The sequence below is a fragment of the Myxococcus eversor genome, assembly GCF_010894455.1.
In the GTDB taxonomy this organism is placed as follows: Bacteria; Myxococcota; Myxococcia; order Myxococcales; family Myxococcaceae; genus Myxococcus; species Myxococcus eversor.
On record NZ_JAAIXY010000008.1, the window covers coordinates 382,447 to 400,194 of the forward strand.

Below are 17,748 nucleotides of genomic sequence, written 5' to 3' on the forward strand. Positions count from 1 at the left end.
TGGACCTGGGCGAGCACCTCGTTGAAGTTGCCGGCCGGATAGGCGCCCGACAGCCGCAGCACGCCCCGGTCTAAAGGACCTCATCGGCTCGGGACGAAATCTATTGCTGCTGGGGCGGCCCGGAGTGGGGAAGACGACGAAGCTGCGCGAGGTGGCGCGGGTGCTCGCTGATGATTTGGGCAAGCGGGTGATGGTGGTGGACACGTCGAACGAGATTGGCGGGGACGGGGACGTGCCGCATCCGGGGATTGGGGGTGCGCGGCGGATGCAGGTGTCCAGGCCGGACCGGCAGCACGACGTGATGATCGAGGCGGTGGAGAACCACATGCCCGAGGCCATCATCGTGGATGAGATTGGGACGTCGGCGGAGGCGTCGGCGGCGCGGACGATTGCGGAGCGCGGCGTGCAGTTGGTGGCGACGGCGCACGGCAACACGCTGGAGAACCTGGTGCTGAACCCCACGTTGTCGGACCTCGTGGGCGGGGTTCATACGGTCACGCTGAGCGACGACGAGGCCCGGCGTCGGCGCACGCAGAAGACGGTGAGCGAGCGCAAGGCGCCGCCCACGTTCGACATCGTGGTGGAGATGGTGAGCCGCGACGAGGTGCGCGTGCACGCCGACACGGCGGAGGCGGTGGACCGATTGCTGGCGGTCAAGGACGTGGGCGGCGAGCGGCGAAGGCAGGACGCGGTGACGGGCCGCGTGGAGGTGGAGCCGGCGAAGGCGTTGCCTCCCGTGGAAATGGGACGCGGCCCGATGGTGAGGCGTCCGGTGGGGCAGGGCGCGGGAGCGGAGCGGCCCTCGTTGATGGGCATCACGAGGCCCGGTGGTGTGCGAGCCATGCCCCCGTCGAACTCAAGTGACGGCCTGAATGAGTCGAGGGCTCCTGTCGCAGCGGAGCAAGAAGTCGAGCCGCTTGTTCTGACCACGGAAGCGGATGCCGAAGAACACGCGCGGCCTGTTGTCTCGGAGCCAGGGACAAATCCCGAGCCTGCCGGCTCGCCCGAGTCTCGGGACACAGGCACTCCCTCGATGCCTCCCGCGACACGGTCGACGCGCTTCTCCGCACGACGCGTCGACGAGTCCCCCGACGCCTGGCCCGCAGAGGAGCCCAAGGGGCTCACGCGCCTCTATCCCCACGGAGTGAACCGCGACTTGCTGCTCCGGGTGCTGCGCGAGATACCCGTGGAGGTCCGGCTGGTGAGCCGGCTGGAGTCCGCGGACCTGGTGGTGACGCTGCGCTCTCGCGCGAACGACCCGAGGATGCGGCGGGTGGTCGCGAAGACAGGCGCGCGCGTGGAGGCGGTGAAGCGCGCCAGCTCCACGGAGCTGCGTCGCGCATTGAAGGCGTTCTTCAACGTGCTGGAAGGCGTGGACGAGGACGAGGTCCGCGACGCCGTCACGGAGGCCGAGCACGCGGTGCAGCGGGCCTTGAGCGAAGGTGTCTCGGTGACCCTGGCGCCGCGCCAGTCCCGGGTGCGCAAGCTCCAGCACCGCCTGGTGAGCCGCTACCCGCTGGAGGCGGTGAGCCACGGCAGCGAGCCCTCGCGGCACCTGGTCATCTACCCGCTGGGCGCGGAGCTCGACGCCGCGCTCGCGAAGGAAGACGACGAGGGGAGCCCGTGAGTCACGGGCTCCCCAGGAGCAACACGCGAGGCTACTTCGCCGCGTCCACGTAGGCGCGGTACGCGTCGAAGCCGTAGTCGCGACCGAGGAAGTCCTTCACCAGCTCCGCGGCGGGCTTGGAGCCACCCGGCTCCAGCACGGTGCGGCGGTACTTCATCGCCGTCTCACGGTCCAGGTAGCCCTTCTTCTGGAACTCCGTCTCCAGGTCCTTCGCGATGACCGAGGACCACAGGTACGTGTAATACGCGGCCGAGTACCCATCCAGGTGCCCGAAGGCCAACTCGAAGTGTGTGCCCGGGCGGTGCTCGTGCTTGAACGGGCTGAGCTTCGTCTGCTGCTCCACCAGCGCCGTCGTCGTGTCGAAGCCCGGCTTGCGCGAGTAGTAGTCCAGGCTCACCGCGGACAGGAACAACTGCCGCCGCGCCCACAGGCCCTTGCCGAACTCCTTCGACGCGTTCAGCTTCTGCACCATCTCCGCCGGAATCGCCGCGCCCGTCTGGTAGTGCTTGGCGAACTCCTTGAGCACCTGGGGATTGCCCGCCCACTGCTGGAGCAGCATCGACGGGGTCTCCACGAAGTCCCACTCCGTGCGGATGCCGGTGATTCCGCTCCACTGCTGCTTGCCGGAGAACACCGCGTGCAGCAGGTGGCCGAACTCGTGGAAGAACGTCTCCACCTCGTCATGCGTCATCAGCTCGCCGGGGCGCGCGAAGTTGCACACCAGGGTGCCCTCCGGCAGCCGCTTGCCGGCCTGACCCGACGCCAGGTCGAACTGCGCCGCGTGCTTGTACTTGTCGTCGCGCGGGTGCATGTCCAGGTAGATGCGGCCCAGGAGCGTGCCGCCTTCGAGCACGTCGTAGGCCTCCACCTCCGGGTGCCACACCTTCGCGTCGTCGGCGCGGCGGTACTCAATCCCCCAGATGCGCGAGGTGATGTCCATCACCCCCGCCTTCACCCGGCCGTACTCCAGATAGGGCCGCACCTCCTGCGAGTCGAACCCGAAGCGCTCCGCGCGCAGCCGGTCCTCGTAGTAGTCCTGGTCCCACGGCTCCAGCGTCTTGGCGCTCGGGACGTCCTTCTTCTTGCGCGCCAGCAGGTCCGCGAACTCCTGCTTCGCGCGGGCCTGGGTGGCCGCCGCCAGCCGGTCGATGAACTCCGACGCCGCCTGCTGCGTGCGCGTCATCTTCGTCTCGGTGGTGTACGCGGCCCAGCTCGGATAGCCCAGCAGCGTGGCCAGCTCGTAGCGCTTGGAGATGAGCTGCGACAGCACCTCCTGGTTGGCCGGGAACGCGCGCTGGCGGTAGGTGCGCCACAGCTTCTCGCGCGCCTTGCCGTCCTTCGCGTACGTCATGAAGGGGAAGTAGTCCGGGTAGTTGGTCGTGATGACCACCTTGCCGTCCTTCCCCACCGGGTGCGACTTCACGTAGTCCGCGGGCAGCCCGTCCAGCTCCTTCGGCGTGAGGGACACCTGACGCACGCCCTCGGCGATGTTCTTGCCGAACTGCTGGCCCAGCTTGAGCAGCTCCTCGTTCAGCGACTTCACCTTCGCGCGCGTGGCGTCATCGCGGTCCACGCCGGCGCGGCGGAAGTCGAGCAGCGTGCGCTCCATCCAGTACTTCGTCGGCCCGTCCGCCTGCGACAGGTCCACGGCGGACAGGGCGTCATAGACGCCGCGGTCCTGCGAAATCTCCACGTTGGTGGTGTCCACGCGCTGCTCGCACTCGCGGGCGGAGTCGCGGAACGCCGGCAGGGGATGGACCTCGCGGGCGAGGCTGGAGCGGTTGGCCGCGGAGATGAGCGAGCCCGTCGCCTCGTCATACGCCGCGAGCACGGCCTTGCCGTCCTTGCGCGCGTCCAGCTTCTTCAGCGCGGTGACCTGCGCCTGGGCCCGCTCGATGTCGGCGGTGCACGCGGCGGTGAAGGCCTCCGCGGTGCCGGCGAGCACGTCGGCCGTGCGGGGCGGGGGAATCGGCTGGGCGGCGGGAGCAGCGGCCTCCGGCGTGGGCGCGGCGGGCGCGGTGGCCTGCTCGGGAGGGGTGGTCGGCTCGGTGGCCGCGGAGCCATGCGTACAGCCGGCCGCCGCCAGGGCCGCCGTCAGGGTGAGCGCAGTCAGTCTCTTCAAGGGCAGATTCCTCCGGGTTCCATCGCAAACGTCCGAGCGTCATGCCACATCCCGGCCTGCTTCGCTCGCCTGTCCCCCGGCGCGCCGGACGTTCTCTTGGTGGACCTGTCAGCGAGGGCAGGAGGTATACGGAGAGGGTGAAGGGGCCGGGTGTGAACGGGAGCACGCGTTGAAGGACGACGACTGCAGGGAGCTGTTGCGGTGGGCCGCGCCCCGGCTGCGATTGCGCCTGGAGGGGTTTCACCGGGTGCGCGGGCAGGTCTGCAAGCGCATGGGGCGGAGGCTCCAGGAGCTGGGGCTCGTGCGCGTCGCCGAGTATCGCGACCGGCTGGAGTCGGACCCGGAGGAGTGGGCGGTGCTGGACGCGCTCTGTCGCGTCACCATCTCCCGCTTCTACCGCGACGCACGCGTCTTCGATGCACTGAGGGACGAGCTGCTCCCCGCGCTGCTCCAATCCTCCCCCGTGCTCCGCGTCTGGAGCGCGGGCTGTGCGTCCGGCGAGGAGCCCTACACGGTGAGCATCCTCTTCCGCCTGGGCCTCCTGCCGCGCTTTCCCCAGGCCCGGCTGGAGCTGCTCGCCACGGAGGCGGACGCGGCCCTGCTCGCCCGCGCCCGACGCGGTTGCTACCCGCAGGGCACCCTGCGCGAACTGCCCACGGACTGGCGGCCCCGCGTCTTCTCCGGCCCCGCCGTCGAGCCATGTCTCACCCCCGAGTACCGTGAGGGTCTCATTTTCCTCCACGAAGACTTGCGGGCCCGCATGCCGCCGGGGCCGTTCCACCTCATCCTGTGTCGCAACGTCGCCTTCACGTACTTCGCGCCGTCGCTCCAGCGCGAGGTGCTCGCGGGGCTCGTGTCCCGGCTCGCGCCCGGGGGATTGCTCGTCGTCGGTACGAGGGAGTCACTGCCGGACGGAGGCGTGGAGCTGGAGCGGGTCGCCGGCACGCTGCCCATCTTCCGTGTCCCGGGTGCGCGGTGAAACAGGGCCGGGTCTCTGCTCACCCGTGAGACATGGTTCATGTTTCACACGGGTCGTGCGAGTCGAGGAAAACGTGACGCACCCGGCCTTGAGTGAGAGCGGGGCGCCCGGTACCACCGCTTGTCTTTCGGGGCCGAGTCCCCTGGCCGGAGGGAATGCAACGGTATGCGCAAGGTGCTCTGTGCGGTCGCGACGTTGATGCTGTGGGCCTGTGGTGGTTCGGGCGGTGAGCCTTCTCAGCCCAGGCAGGAGGGGCTGTCGCTGTCCGCCGAGACGGGCGACACGCGAGGCACCTTCGCTCGGGACGGAGGCGAGGTTTCGTTCTCCGCGCGCGAGGTGGAGCCCGGTGTGTACAGCCTGGAGGTGCGGCTGCGCGGGATGACGCTCGCCGGTCTGCTGGACCCGGCCAGTGGCGTGTCCACGATGGATGGCTTCGCGGACGAGGGCGCCGCCGACACGCAGTTGACGGACGCGGACCGGGAGCTCTTGTCGGCGTTCTACGACGCGCTGAGCGCCGAGCTCCCCACGGGTGACGCGGCGGCTCCGGAGGCGATGTATCTGCGCCGCGCGGTGGGCCTGTGGGCGCAGCACCCGTCCACCGTGGAGCTCCAGCGCACGGTGATGGGCGAGCAGGGCCGTGGCTACACCATGCTGTGCAGCTATGCGCGCTGCAACGGCAAGAACACGGGGAGCTGCGGGGGCGTCTACAACTGGTACTCGTACGCGAAGCACGACTGCAACAAGGGCAACTTCAACTTCGCGGGCAACCAGCAGATCGCCCAGCTCGGCGACCACACGTCGTGCGGCGGCGACGAGTTCTACATGAGCGGGAGCACCTGGCTGTGCGGCGAGCCTGACCACTGGTCGCGCCCCAAGGTGATGGGCAACTGCTTCGGCCGCTGCGGCGGCGGGTGCGGTGGTGACACCCAGTACACGCTGGATGCCACGAACCACGACGGTTGCGTGCGCAACGGCCACGTGCTGGCGAGCGCCTGGTGTGATGACCAGTTCGTGTCCGCCACGGACGACGAGCTGTTCGCCTCCAACTGCTACTGAGACATGGGCATTCGTCGTGGAAGCAGGGGCGTGTGGGTGAGCGGGGCCGCCGTGTGGGCCCTGCTCGCGTGTTCGTCCACGGCCTCGAAGACGGAGGCCGCGGAGGAGACGGTGCGGCGCTTCTTCGAGGCGCTCCCCTCGGAGGACTGCGCGGTGCTGGGACCGCTGCTGGCCACCGGGGGGAGCATGCGTCCGTGCGAGGAGGCCGTGCGGGAGATGCACGAGCACGGCCTGTCGCTGGTCGGTATCGTCGAGTCCAAGTTGGATGGCAGGGATGCGGACGCGGTGCTGGTGCGGGCGCGAATCGCGCGTGACGGCGAGGTCAGCAAGGAGCCGTGGTTGTTGCGCGTGGAGCGTCACGCCGGTGGCTGGCGCGTCCGCTTCTGACGAGGGCGAGCGATGAAGAGTCGGAACCGACTGATGCTGGCGGCGGGAGTGGCGCTCGGCGTGGCCTTGACGCTGGGCCTGCTGTGGCCCGCGCCCCCGTCGGAGGCTCCTGGTGCCCCCGAGGTGGTGGAGGCGGCCTCCGCGCCGCCGTCACCGCCCCCGCCCGCTCGCGCCGTGGCGGCGGTGGCACAGGCCCCCGAGTCCCCGCCGGAGTCCGAGGCGGCCCCACGTGACGCCACCGTGGTGGCCCTGCGGCCCGGGGATGTGGCGCCGGAGCCGGAGGTGGCGAATCCCCCGCCGCAAATGAATGACGAGCTTCAGCCGGAGCTGCCCCAGACGGCGCAGTGGAAGCTGGAGAAGACGACGCACATCACCACGCTGCTGGGGCGCGAGGTGGAGCGGCTGGAGCACGAGCGGGACACCGTGGATGCGCGGGGTGACCCGGAGCGCGTGCGCCAGGTGGAGACGCTCCTCCAGCGTCACCGGGTCCGGCTGGTGAAGCTGCGTGAGGAGGTTCGCACGCTGACCGAAGCGGCGGCGGAGGAGGCTGCTCGGGAAGGACGTCCGGCGCCGTGAGGTGCCCTGCTCACTCCGTCGCGTTGAACGCGTCGTGATAGGTCACCTGTGCGACGGGCCAGTGTCCGGTGAAGGAGACCGCCTGGAAGTACTCGGCGGGCACGTCGGGCAGCACCAGGCCGGGTCGAGGCAGGAAGCCGAAGCGCTGGTAGAAGGCCGGGTCGCCGAGCAGCACACAGCCCGAGGCGCCGAGGTTCCGCAGCTCGGCCAGCGCCGACGTCATGAGCCGGGCGCCGATGCCCTGGCCCTGGCGGTCGGGCAGCACGGAGATGGGGCCCAGGCCGTACCAGCCTGGCTCTCCGGACGAGAGGTGGACGGGAGAGAGCGCGACATGGCCGACGATGACCCCGTCATCCTCCGCGACCAGGGACACGGACAGCACGCCGGCCCGTCGGAGCGCGTTGACGATGAACTGCTCGGTGTGGCTCGTGTGGGGTGCGTCCTGGAACGCGGCGGTGGTGAGCCGTTCGATGGTGGCGCTGTCGGCGGGCGTCTCGGGTCGAATCGACAAGGGCATCGGTGTTCCTTGGGCTGGGCTTCGGTGAAGTGGCCCGTCAGCGGCGAAGGGCGAGTCCCCATGCCAGGTGCGGGAGGCTTTCAGTCATGATGCCGGACGGAACAGGTGCCTCGTGGGTGGGCGCGGGGTCTGGCCAATGAGCCTCGCCCGTGAGCAAACCACCGAGGGACCGCTGGACGAAGGACTGTCTTACGCCAGCGAGGTCATCGTGTACGGTCTGACGCTTGGCGGGCATTCGCACCGAATCTCCGCTGGCGGACGATTGCCCCGGAGCGAGTCATGACCGCTGTCCCTGGCATGCGCTTTCGCGCCCCTCTTCGGAGCGGGCCACGTGGCGGGTCCTCACTTCGCATCGCGAGATATCTCGTGTTCGGGGTGCTGATGGGACTGGTCTCCTGTGCACCCGTCGCGGACGAGCACGGAGCGACACTCGCCATGCCAGGGCAGGTGTCACATCCCATCGTCCAGGGCACGGACGCGCCCGATGATGTCGCCACGGTGGCACTGGTCGCTCGCCGGACCCGGTGCAGTGGGGAGTCACCGATGCTGCTCTGCTCCGGAGTGCTCATCGCGCCGGATGTGGTGCTGACGGCGGCGCACTGTCTGGACCTGTTCGGAACGGAGGGCGCGCACGAGGTGTTCTTCGGAACGGTGGTGTCGCCGACGCCAGATGGCGCTGGTCGTTTCCTCCGAGTATCTCGAGCGGTCATCCATCCGCGCTATGTGCCGAGCACCCATGCCTACGACGCGGCGCTGCTGCGGCTCGCGGCTCCAGTCGAGGTCACGCCTGTAGCTCTTCCGGATGCCCACGTGGCCTTGGCCGAGGGCGCGCGCGTGCGGGCCGTGGGCTATGGCGACACAAAGGACGTGAATGCGCCGTCGGGTCGTCGACGTCAGGGAGTGCTTCAGATTGCGAGCGTGGAGCCCGCGGCCTTTCGAGCAGGCCCAGCACCAGGCATGAGTTGCGTGGGTGACAGCGGAGGCCCCGTGCTCGCGAGCGACGGAGTCCTCGTCGGGCTCACCGTGAGCGGTGACGTGGCTTGTCGTGCCGAGGCCGTGAACGTGCGAGTGGACGCGCTGCTGGAGGACTTCATCCTTCCGTTTCTCGCCAGCACACCACCCGCTCCTGTGTCCACGCTCGCGCCCGAGGCGCTGTGCCGTGAAGCCTGCGAAGAGGACGCAGAGTGCCCCTCTGGACTCACCTGCGTCACGACGGAGGGAGCCCCAGGTCGGTGCTTGCTGCCCGCGCTTCGAGAGGGTGCTTTCGGTGCGACCTGCACCGAGGATTCCGCGTGCGGAGCGGGAGGTGTCTGCGCCCGGTTGGAGTCGGAGGGAGACGATGCTTGTCGTTGCTTCACACCCTGCGCACCACCGCCTCCAGACCCCGAGCCCGAGGCACCGGACGAGGCCTCGGAGGGTGGCTGTTCCAGTGCTCCCGGCCTCGTGATTTTCGGGGTGCTGACGCTGGCGGGAGTCAAGAGGCGGCGTTGATTTCGGCCCTCGAAAATCGCGGCCGAAGAGCGATGAACGGCTGAGTCCTGGGTTCGTGTCTGGTATTGTCCGGACATGCTTACCAGTGGAGAGGAATTACGTCAGGCCATCCGCCGGCGGCCCGCGATGTACATCGGCAGCACGGAAGAATACGGCCTGTCCCGGCTTGTTGAGTCCCTCCTCTTGCTGGGAATCATCGCGGCCAGGGAAGGCCGCGTGCGGGAGGTCTCCGTGTCCCTGGGCGCGGATGGTTCCTGCGGGATTTCCTTTGATGGCTGGCCGTGCCCCCTGCCTTCCGGTGCGTCGCCCATCGCGGAGGTCGGGCGGTGGCTCACGTTCGTGGACTTCAAAATCGATACGGATGCGCAGCCTGGAATGCCCCGAGGCGTCGTCTTCTCGGTTCCCTACGTGGACCTGGGACTCATCAACGCGCTCGCCTCTCCGCTCGAAGTCACTGCCTGGGCAGGAGGGCAGCGCTGGTGTCAGCGCTTCCGCGAAGGGCTTGCCGAAAGCGAGCCCCATGCGGTCGCGGGGTCGTCTTCCTCGGAGAGTGGCCTCCACATCTCGTTCACTCCGGACGCCACGATCTTCAAACAGCCTCACCGCTTCCCCTTGGAGTGGTTGAGGAAGACCCTTGCGTCGTTCTCGGCTTTTCACGCGGGCATCACCTGGCGGCTCCGTGACGAAGCCTCAGGGTTGGACGAGCGCTACCACCGCGAGCGGGGACTCCCGGACTATTGCGCCGAGCTCTCCGAGTCCTCTCGACCCATCCACGCGCCCTGGAGCTTCGAGGGGCAGGCGGGTACGACGCGGGTGCGGCTCGCGCTTCAGTGGGGCGAAGCCCTCGGCCAGGGGGTGAAGTCGTGGGCGAATCTGCGCCCGTGCACACGTGATGGCACGCACCATGACGGGCTCGTGCTCGGCTTGCGCAAGGCCCTGCGTGCCAGGATGAAGGCCCGTGGTCCCGGACAGGACGAGCTGTCCTTCACGGATGCGGCGTTGCTGCGACACCTCACGGCGGTGGTGGAACTCGTCGTGCCTCACACCGTATGGCACGGGCCCACGCAGGAGGAGCTCGCGAATCCGGAGGCGAAGGCCGACGTCTCCCAGCTCGTCTCGGCCTGGGTGGAGCAGGCGCTCGCGAATCACCCGGAACTGGAGTCACGGGTGCTGGCGTTGTCGGGAGTGCCTCGGAGCTGAGTCACGGCTCGAGTCCCCGGCGACGCCCGAGCCCGCACCGAAGTGGTGGGTCGTCCGTGGGATGAGGTGACATCAGGAAGGGGAGGCTTGAGCGCGCCCGAGTGAACAAGCCATTGGGGTCTGATTAAGAGTCAGGTGCCGCACCCGCGGCGTCACCCCCATAAGCAAGTGGAGGTGGACGGACTCGAACCGTCATTGATGAGCGTGTAGGACTTTTTCTGCCGGGCGCGCTCAGTTCAAAGTGACGACAATGCGCCGCGGGTCCTGACGGCGGCATCCGAGGTACGCAGCGGGTTCAGCCCCTGGCCCGGTTGCGCGAGAGCACGGGGTGGTGCTCCCATGCTCCGTTGTGCAACGACGTGGCCAGCCGACGCGGGAGTCCGTGGATGCCCGTTGGGTCTGTCCCTCATGTGCGCACGTCGTCCTGATAGGGCCTGACGAGCGCTGCTCGGTCTGCGGAGGCTCGCTGTCGGAAGTCCTGCGCGCGGCCCGAGGCGCGCCGCCACCCTTGCCACCGCGCGCACTCACCCGGGCGCAGCGCCAGGCCGTGTGGCGTCCGGCGAGCAGCTCGAGGCACGCGTTGGGCACATTCCTGCTCACCGTGGGTCTGTTGATGGTGCCAGTGGCGGTGGCCTACCTGAGGCCCTTGGGTGTGCCGGCCGTCATCCTCGGAGGGCTGGGGATGTTGCTGCGGCGCACGGCCTGGCCCCCGGCGCTCCGGCGCGAGCAACGCCAGCGATTGCATGCGCTGCGCTGGGGCCTGCCCGCCGCGGCGGAGCTCACCCGGGTGGAGCGAGACTTCGTCCCTGGCGTGAAGGCAGGCAGCGTGGTGCGACTCGAGTACGTCTTCACCGTGCACGGAGAACTGCTGCACGGTGCCATGCCGTCGCCGCATGTCCTGGACCTCCAGCGTCGCCCGGGAGAAGGAATCTGGGTCGTCTATCTGCCAGATGACCCGAGCGTCAGCGCGCTCTGGCCTCCGGGCCCGTGAGCTCCGTGTGGTCGTCGGGACTCACGTCCACACTGGCCCGCGCCTTGCTCAACCTTCCGTGCACGGGCTTCCGATGTCAGGCACCCGAAGCAACATCCACACTTCGCGCCGTCCACCGTGGCCACCGGGCCACGGGGCGCGGCACCGCCACCGCACGCCATGTCCCCTCCCATGTCCTTGCTGTCCGTGTCGCGTCGCCATGGCCTGCTGCCCGCGGTGCTGTGCACCGTCCTCGCGGCGTGCCTGCTGGCCATCCGCCTCGACTGGAGCGAGCACGCCAGCTTCGCCTTCCTCGCGTGGAACCTGTTCCTCGCCTGGGCGCCCTATGTCCTCGCCCTGCTCGCGCGGGTCCTCATGGTGCGGGGCCATGGACGCGGCTGGGTGCTGGCGCCGCTCGCCGCCGGCTGGCTCGCGCTGTTCCCCAATGCGCCCTACCTGCTCACCGACTTCATCCACCTGCACCAGCGGCCCGGCATCCCGCTCTGGTTCGACGCGGCCCTGCTCGCCCTGTTCGCCGCCACCGGGTGGATGCTCGGCCTGCTCTCGCTGGAGATCTGGAAGCAGTGGCTGGAGGAGCGCTGGGGCCGGCGCAGCGCCTGGACCTTCGTTGGAGTCACCTCGCCCCTGTGCGGCTACGGCATCTACCTGGGCCGCGTGGAGCGGTGGAACAGCTGGCACGTGCTCACGCACCCGGGGAGCCTCTTCGCGTCCATCGGTGCCCACCTGCGCGAGCCCCTGTCCTTCCCCTACCTGACGGGCCTCACCGTCTCCTTCGCCCTGCTGCTGCCCCTGTCCTACGTCGCCTTCGAGGCCTTCGTCACCCGCCTGCGCCGCCAGCGCGTCACGGGCTGAGCCCCTGAAACGACGACACCGCCCGCGCCCGGAGTTCCGGACGGGGCGGCGCAGGTGGTTGCGAAGGGCCCTGGCTGACGTGTCAGCCGCCGTGGAGGCGCGCGCGCTTGCGCGGTCCGCCCCGATGCTTGATGGCCATCTCGCTGGGCGCCTTCTTGCGCCCGTTCAGCGACGTGCGGCGCCGGGTGTTGCTCTTGGGCTCATGCGTCTCCGCCGCGGGGCCGAGCGTCACTCGCGACAGGTTCTTCGTGCGGCGCAGCGCGGCCGCCTCATCCCGGGGCAGCGTCTTGCGCCCGTTGCTGGCCTGGACGTTGGGCTGGGCTTCGTCCGCCGAAGCCACCCGTCGCTTGTTCTTCACTCCCGCCATTTTGGTCCGAACGGCCATGATGCCTCCTTCCCTGGTGAGGTAAGGACGGCGCCACGGCTTTTCCAACTCCCTCCAGGGACAGGAGCAGGGGCTGTGCTCCGTGCTCCGTACTCGGGGGACCGCCCGGCCGCTCGGCGTTCTCCCCCGAGGGAGAGGGCCCGGCCACGGGGTCGACCCGGAGCCTGGAGCCCCAAGGCCCTCGGCGGAAAGGTTCTTCACTCCACCCGCTTCACGTCGACGAGCGCTTGCCACGCCGGGGCGGGCGGGTGCTCGTCGTGCTCTCGGGCGGGAACAGCCAGCCCACCTCGCCGTGCGAGACGCTGGTCGTCTGCGTGGACTCGCTGGCCTCGGCCTCCCGGTGCTGACCCCGGCAACCCCGGCACCAGGACTGGGGCCGGCGCTCGCCGCTCATGATGCGGTAGCCGAAGTCCTGCTCCGTGGGGCCCACGTGGTCGCAGCGCGGGCACTGCTTGAGCGACGTGACGCCAATCTCCTTGGCCTTCTCGCGGCCATGCGCCACCACCAGCGCCAGCGCCGCGGCGAAGCCCACCCGTTTCTCCGTGGCGACATGGAAGCTGCGGGCGCGCTTGCGCCCTCCACCGCCGAGCACGGGCTTGAGGTCCATCCCTCCGAGCAGGTTCCGCTGCTCGAGCACGCGCGTTGAGGAGCTGTTCTGGTTCGAGTGGCTCACCCCCCAACTCTTAGCTGGGGGGTCTGACATGGCCTTTCAGAGGGGAAATGCCTGCTTGCCCCTCTGTCTGGGGTACTGAACGAAAATCCAGTAATTTCGCGGACCTGGGTTGCCTACCCAGAGCAGGCAGGCAAGCCCAGGCTCGCTTGCGGGGCCGGTTACTCGGCCTCCGCCATGCCTCCGCCGGTATCGGGGGCGGGGAAGACGGGGGTGCCGCCGGGGAGGCTGGGGTCGTGCGGCAGGCTGCCCCGGGGGCTGCGCAGGTAGACGAAGGGGGTGGCGAACAGGAAGTTGGACACGCGCGACGTGTAGATGTCCGCGTACCGCTCCACCTGGCGGGCCAGGTGGCTCTTGTCATTGCCCGCGCGGGTGAGCAGGCCCCAGATGGGATTGGACAGCTCGGTGGCGGCGCGGGCCATGGGGCCCAGCTCCGTGTCCAGGCCCTCCAGGGACTCGCGCAGCTCGCCCAGCCGGGCCACCAGCTCCGACTCCGTGAGCGCATCCGTCCGGGGCCCGTAGTTCGCGCGGCGCCGCTGCAGCTCCAGGCGCAGCTGGCAGCTCTCCCACTCCAGCTTCTCCTTGAGCACCATGCGCTCGCCCAGCCGCGCCTCGGTGGGGCGGAAGGCGGCGATGGCGCGCACCTCGTCCTCCAGCTCGCGGAGGATGAGCGCCGTGCGCCAGCGCAGCGCGCTCTTGGACACGTGCACGTCGCCGAACATGTGGTCGCCGACGTAGAGAATCTCGTCGCCGCTCATGCCCAGGTGGCGCTCCAGCTCCAGCGCGCTGCCGCCGAAGTACGGCGTGCCGGACTTGAAGGGGCCGGAGGAGTGCGGACGCAGCAGCGCCTCGCCTTGGGTCTCCACCACCTCGAAGAGCGCGGAGCGGGTGGTGAAGAACTCCGGCTTGCGCGCGGACACAATCACCACGTCGAACAGCTGCCGCCACGTCATGCCGTCGGGCAGGTGCTTGTCGAAGGCGAAGTGCATCATGGGCTCGGTGTAGGCCCACTCGCTGTTGGTGATGAGCAGCAGCTTCTTGCCCGCGTTCTTCTGGTCCAGCAGCGCCAGCGGCGTCTCCGGGTCGTCCAGGACGTAGCGCTCCGGGTCGGCGATGATTTCCGCCTTCAACTGCCCCTGCATGTGCGTGGCGTCCAGGTTCTTCCGCACATGCTCGTAGAGGTCCGCGTAGCCCATGGGCCCGGGCAACTGGCCCGCGTCCAGCCGGTCCACCAGCTGCGAGTACAGACACGCCTCCGACAGCGAGAAGAGCGTGTTGAGGAACACCCAGCGGCGCTCGTGCAGGTCGATGACGGTGTGGGAGTACTCGTCGCGCTGGGTGATGAAGTCCATGGAGCGCGTGCCGTGCAGGGCCTTCTTCACGAAGCCGAAGCGGTTGGCCTTGAGCAGGTTGCCCTTCTCCGTGTCGATGATGAGCCCCCGGATGGCGAGCGCCGGGTCGAACTGGAGGTCACCCACGGGCCAGCCCTGCGCGACGAGCCTGTCACGGATGTGCTCGTAGGCGCGGCGTTCCCACGCTTCCACGCGGTAGTGGATGAGCGTGTAGTCCATGTCGTAGCCCACGGCCTTGATGGCGCGCAGGTTGAGGGTGCGGTTGCAGAACAAGCCCCGCTCGGGCGGGGGACCGGGAGTTTGCGAGCGCATATGACTCCCTGGCTTGCCCCGTCCCGCGCCAAAAGTCGATGCCTGTCTTCGGCCTCGTCGCCTGCCACGCACAAGGTCCACGCCGCCCCTTGCCACGCGGTGACGTATGACTCGGGGCCGCTTCGTGGCCCATTGCTCACTCTCCGGCAATGAGTGGTCGAAGTCAGGTTCTCCTGGACTAGTGTGCGCGCCCCATCAACCCTTGAAACGAGGTTCATCATGTCCTGGATGATTCGTGGTCTGCTGGTCAGCACCCTGCTCCTGGTGGGATGCAAGCACGCGGCGCCCGCCGTCACGCCGGAGCCGACGACGCCCGTCGCGGAGACGTGTGATGCGAAGCAGCAGGAGGTCTCCAAGGAGGCGGACCAGCGCGCAGCGCCGTGGAGCATCGAGCAGCACCTGGCGAAGAACTTCCCGGAGGGCTCGGTGTCGTGGCTGATGAAGGAAGGCCCGTACCAGACCTTCGTGGTGCAGTCGGGCGCGAAGAACTTTGGTCGCTGCGACGACAGCGGCTGTTATCTGTTCGCGGCGCCCTCGTCCGTCATCCAGGAGGCGGTGAAGAAGTCGATGACGGGCGCGACGCATGACCCCGCGGTGCTGGGGCAGGCGCTGGGGCTGCCGGCGAAGAACTTCGAGGGGCCGCTGCGGATGATGACGTTGAACCTGCGCGCGTCGGGCTCGTGCGTGCGCCTGCCGGTGGACGCGGACCCGGGCGTGTGGAAGTGCCAGACCGAGCAGGACACGGACTGCTTCAAGTTCGGCGGCTACACGTCCGGCGGCGTGCCGGAGGTCATGGTCATCAACGCGCCGGTGGCCCAGGCCGTGGTGACCGAGATTCCGTGACGCGTCTTTCCTCCGTGCACGAGGTGGAGGTTCCATGAGCCGCGAGCAGGTCGTCCATCAGAGTCCGCTCCTCTACCGCGTGCTGCGCGAGGAGGACGGGACGTTGGTTATCGAGGTCGTCGTGGGCGGTATCGCGATGTCCGCGGTGCGCGTGCGGCTCACCGAGGCCGAGGCGGAGGCGTTCACCCGCGAGGGCAGCGCCTTCAGTGACAGGCTCGCGAAGGACATCATGGCCTCGCCTCCCTTCGGGGGCCGGTCCTACGACCCGCCGACGGGGTGAGGCGTCAGTACACCAGCCGCAGATGAGGGAGCAGGGGACGACTCCCCTGCCGCTCGGCGCCGAGCGACCTGTCCAGGTCGATGTGGATGACGGCCCGGCCATTGCGCTCCAGCGCGTCGCCCTGGAGCTTCAGGCGCAGCGGGGCTTCGCGGGCATCGACGAAGCCCGCGGAGCCGTCGGTGGCCTCGAAGGCGCCGAAGTCATCCAGAATCACGGTGGCCTCGAGCACGCCGTCACGCACCTGCTCGGACGTGAGCCAGAACCAGGCCACCAGGTGGGCATGGGTGGGGTCGGCCACGTCCATCTCCTGCGAGGAGGGGAGCAGCTCCGTGCGCAACTGCGCTCCTTCCAAGGTCACCTGTACCGCGCTCGCGCTCAGGTAGGTGGTGGAGAAGCGGCTCGTGGTTCCCTGGAGCCGCAGCTCGTAGCGCCGAAGCTCCGGGGCGCTGTCTCCGCAGGCGCAGAGGCCGACACTCCACAGCAGCATGGCGAGCGGAAGGATTCTGGAACAGGTCTTCTTCGTGGCGAACTCCTGGGTTGGAGTTGCTCCAGCGAGAAGTGATGACAACAACCCCTGTCTTTTCAGTCGCATGGGGCGCGGCTTCGTTCAAGCCACGTGCCCAGTGCGGAACCGGACCTGACGCTTGTCCCGGAGGATGACTCGGCGGTGTGCCCCCGCCTGGAAGACGGGCCAGCCGAGCAGGTCTCGTCCTTGTGTCCAGGGGACGCGTGGGCGGGGAACACCTGGCTGGAAAATGATTCTCCACGGTGCCGACTGTTCGTGGCCGGTCGAGGAAGGTGGGTGGCGGCGAGTGCCCGTGGTCCGCCCCGCGAAGCACCGTGTGTTTCCAGCCAGCGATGGGACGATGGACTCTCACGGAGGGATGCGCAGGTTGCGGCGCGAGGCCGCGCGTCAGGCATGGCCTCACGGGGGGACGCAAATGGCCGGAGCTTCACTGCGGGGAATGTCGGGCCGCGGGTATGGGGGGGCTTTTGCTCGCTCACTGCTGGTGGTGACGTTGTGTGCCCTCTTCGTCTCGGCGGGATGCAAGTCCACGCACCATGCGTCGCACGAGCCGGCGAGCCTGGCGCAGGGGGGCTCCGGTTCAGCGCTCATCGCCGGGAGCGAGGACCCGCTGCCCTCATGGAACGACGGCCCGACGAAGGCGGCGCTGCTGGACTTCGTGGAGCGCGTCACCCGCGAGGGAGGCCCCGACTTCGTGCCCGCCGACGCGCGCATCGCCACGTTCGACAACGACGGCACGCTGTGGAGTGAGCAGCCCGTCCCGGTGGAGCTGGCCTTCGTCATCGACCGCGTGAAGGCGCTCGCGCCCCAGCATCCCGAGTGGAAGCACCAGCAGCCGTTCCAGGGGGTGCTGGAGGGAGACCTCAAGGCCGTGGCCGCGAGCGGTGAGCGCGGGCTGATGGAGTTGTTCGCGGCCACGCACGCGGGCGTCACCACGGAGCAGTTCGATGCCACGGTGACGCAGTGGATCGCCATGGCGACGCACCCGAGGTTCGACCGGCTCTACACGGAGCTCGTCTACCAGCCGATGCTGGAGGTGCTCGCGATGTTGCGGGCCAGCGGCTTCAAGATATTCATCGTGTCAGGGGGGGACGTGGGCTTCATGCGCGCCTGGGCAGAGCGTGTGTATGGCATTCCCCCCGAGCAGGTCATCGGCAGTCGGGCGAAGCTGCGCTACGAGGTCCGGGACGGCACACCGTCGCTCATGTTGCTGCCGGAGCTGGACCTGCTCGACGACAAGGCGGGCAAGCCGGTGGGCATCCAACAGGTCATCGGTCGACGCCCCATCGCGGCGTTCGGCAATTCGGATGGGGACTTCGAGATGCTCGAATGGACGACCTCGGGCAAGGGGCCGCGGTTCGGGCTCTTCGTCCACCACACCGACGCGAAGCGGGAGTGGGCGTATGACCGGAACGCTCACAGCGGAAAGCTCTCGCGAGGGTTGGACGAGGCGCCTCGACGCGGCTGGTTCCTCGCGGACATGAAGAGGGACTGGAAGGTCATCTATCCCTTCGAGCAGTAGCGGCGGGGAGCAGGGCGGGCCGCGCTTCCGCAAGGGCTGCGGAGGTCCCTGTGGGCCGCG

18 protein-coding genes are annotated in these 17,748 nt (G+C 68.9%); 12 read left to right on the forward strand and 6 right to left on the reverse strand.

The genetic code is table 11. The features are described from left to right. The first annotated feature begins 124 nt into the window (after positions 1–124). Positions 125–1,627 (forward strand): R3H domain-containing nucleic acid-binding protein, encoded by a 1,503-nt coding sequence (locus G4D83_RS18935; protein ID WP_240356413.1) that lies wholly within the window; start codon positions 125–127, stop codon positions 1,625–1,627. Positions 1,628–1,658: 31 nt separating this feature from the next. Here the strand turns inward: G4D83_RS18935 and G4D83_RS18940 are convergent, their stop codons facing one another. Beyond that, positions 1,659–3,749: a M3 family metallopeptidase gene (locus G4D83_RS18940; RefSeq protein ID WP_205522656.1), complete on the reverse strand. Its 2,091-nt coding sequence runs from the start codon at positions 3,747–3,749 to the stop codon at positions 1,659–1,661. Between the two features lie 169 nt (positions 3,750–3,918). On the opposite strand from G4D83_RS18940, the gene G4D83_RS18945 reads away from it, so the two are divergent. The 4 genes from G4D83_RS18945 to G4D83_RS18960 all read left to right on the forward strand — a co-directional run bounded on the left by G4D83_RS18945 (position 3,919) and on the right by G4D83_RS18960 (position 6,747). Further along, positions 3,919–4,728 carry a CheR family methyltransferase gene (locus G4D83_RS18945; RefSeq protein ID WP_205522657.1) on the forward strand — a complete coding sequence of 270 codons (810 nt, stop codon included), beginning with the start codon at positions 3,919–3,921 and terminating at the stop codon, positions 4,726–4,728. 165 nt (positions 4,729–4,893) lie between these two features. Next, a complete protein-coding gene (locus G4D83_RS18950; protein WP_163866174.1) occupies positions 4,894–5,784 on the forward strand; it encodes a hypothetical protein in 891 nt (296 codons plus the stop codon). A 3-nt stretch (positions 5,785–5,787) separates the two neighbouring features. Beyond that, a complete protein-coding gene (locus G4D83_RS18955; RefSeq protein WP_163866175.1) occupies positions 5,788–6,171 on the forward strand; it encodes a hypothetical protein in 384 nt (127 codons plus the stop codon). Between the two features lie 12 nt (positions 6,172–6,183). Continuing rightward, positions 6,184–6,747, forward strand: coding sequence for a hypothetical protein (locus G4D83_RS18960; protein ID WP_163866176.1), 564 nt, complete (start codon positions 6,184–6,186; stop codon positions 6,745–6,747). A 10-nt stretch (positions 6,748–6,757) separates the two neighbouring features. Here G4D83_RS18960 and G4D83_RS18965 read toward each other — a convergent pair whose 3' ends face one another. Continuing rightward, positions 6,758–7,264, reverse strand: a complete 507-nt coding sequence (locus G4D83_RS18965; RefSeq protein ID WP_163866177.1) for a GNAT family N-acetyltransferase — start codon at positions 7,262–7,264, stop codon at positions 6,758–6,760. A gap of 366 nt (positions 7,265–7,630) precedes the next feature. On the opposite strand from G4D83_RS18965, the gene G4D83_RS18970 reads away from it, so the two are divergent. The 4 genes from G4D83_RS18970 (at position 7,631) to G4D83_RS18985 (ending at position 11,798) form a co-directional block, all read left to right on the forward strand. Then, positions 7,631–8,755, forward strand: coding sequence for a S1 family peptidase (locus G4D83_RS18970; protein WP_240356414.1), 1,125 nt, complete (start codon positions 7,631–7,633; stop codon positions 8,753–8,755). A 75-nt stretch (positions 8,756–8,830) separates the two neighbouring features. Then, positions 8,831–9,955 carry a DNA topoisomerase IV subunit B family protein gene (locus G4D83_RS18975; RefSeq protein WP_240356415.1) on the forward strand — a complete coding sequence of 375 codons (1,125 nt, stop codon included), beginning with the start codon at positions 8,831–8,833 and terminating at the stop codon, positions 9,953–9,955. Between the two features lie 580 nt (positions 9,956–10,535). Beyond that, positions 10,536–10,946 (forward strand): hypothetical protein, encoded by a 411-nt coding sequence (locus tag G4D83_RS46205; protein WP_217911831.1) that lies wholly within the window; start codon positions 10,536–10,538, stop codon positions 10,944–10,946. 171 nt (positions 10,947–11,117) lie between these two features. After that, complete coding sequence (locus G4D83_RS18985; RefSeq protein ID WP_240356416.1) at positions 11,118–11,798, forward strand: DUF1361 domain-containing protein; 681 nt, start codon at positions 11,118–11,120, stop codon at positions 11,796–11,798. Positions 11,799–11,880: 82 nt separating this feature from the next. Here the strand turns inward: G4D83_RS18985 and G4D83_RS18990 are convergent, their stop codons facing one another. The 3 genes from G4D83_RS18990 to G4D83_RS19000 all read right to left on the reverse strand — a co-directional run bounded on the left by G4D83_RS18990 (position 11,881) and on the right by G4D83_RS19000 (position 14,517). Then, positions 11,881–12,183, reverse strand: a complete 303-nt coding sequence (locus G4D83_RS18990; protein ID WP_163866180.1) for a hypothetical protein — start codon at positions 12,181–12,183, stop codon at positions 11,881–11,883. 211 nt (positions 12,184–12,394) lie between these two features. Continuing rightward, complete coding sequence (locus G4D83_RS18995; RefSeq protein ID WP_163866181.1) at positions 12,395–12,886, reverse strand: hypothetical protein; 492 nt, start codon at positions 12,884–12,886, stop codon at positions 12,395–12,397. A gap of 128 nt (positions 12,887–13,014) precedes the next feature. Next, a complete protein-coding gene (locus G4D83_RS19000; protein ID WP_163866182.1) occupies positions 13,015–14,517 on the reverse strand; it encodes an HAD-IG family 5'-nucleotidase in 1,503 nt (500 codons plus the stop codon). Positions 14,518–14,736: 219 nt separating this feature from the next. Between G4D83_RS19000 and G4D83_RS19005 the strand changes: the two genes are divergently transcribed. Further along, positions 14,737–15,360: a hypothetical protein gene (locus tag G4D83_RS19005; RefSeq protein WP_163866183.1), complete on the forward strand. Its 624-nt coding sequence runs from the start codon at positions 14,737–14,739 to the stop codon at positions 15,358–15,360. Positions 15,361–15,394: 34 nt separating this feature from the next. Then, complete coding sequence (locus G4D83_RS19010; RefSeq protein ID WP_163866184.1) at positions 15,395–15,640, forward strand: hypothetical protein; 246 nt, start codon at positions 15,395–15,397, stop codon at positions 15,638–15,640. Positions 15,641–15,644: 4 nt separating this feature from the next. On the opposite strand, the gene G4D83_RS19015 is transcribed toward G4D83_RS19010, so the two are convergent. Further along, on the reverse strand, positions 15,645–16,232 hold the full coding sequence (locus G4D83_RS19015; protein WP_163866185.1) for a hypothetical protein: 588 nt from the start codon (positions 16,230–16,232) through the stop codon (positions 15,645–15,647). Positions 16,233–16,605: 373 nt separating this feature from the next. On the opposite strand from G4D83_RS19015, the gene G4D83_RS19020 reads away from it, so the two are divergent. Further along, positions 16,606–17,688: an HAD family hydrolase gene (locus tag G4D83_RS19020; RefSeq protein ID WP_163866186.1), complete on the forward strand. Its 1,083-nt coding sequence runs from the start codon at positions 16,606–16,608 to the stop codon at positions 17,686–17,688. Positions 17,689–17,748: the final 60 nt, after the last annotated feature.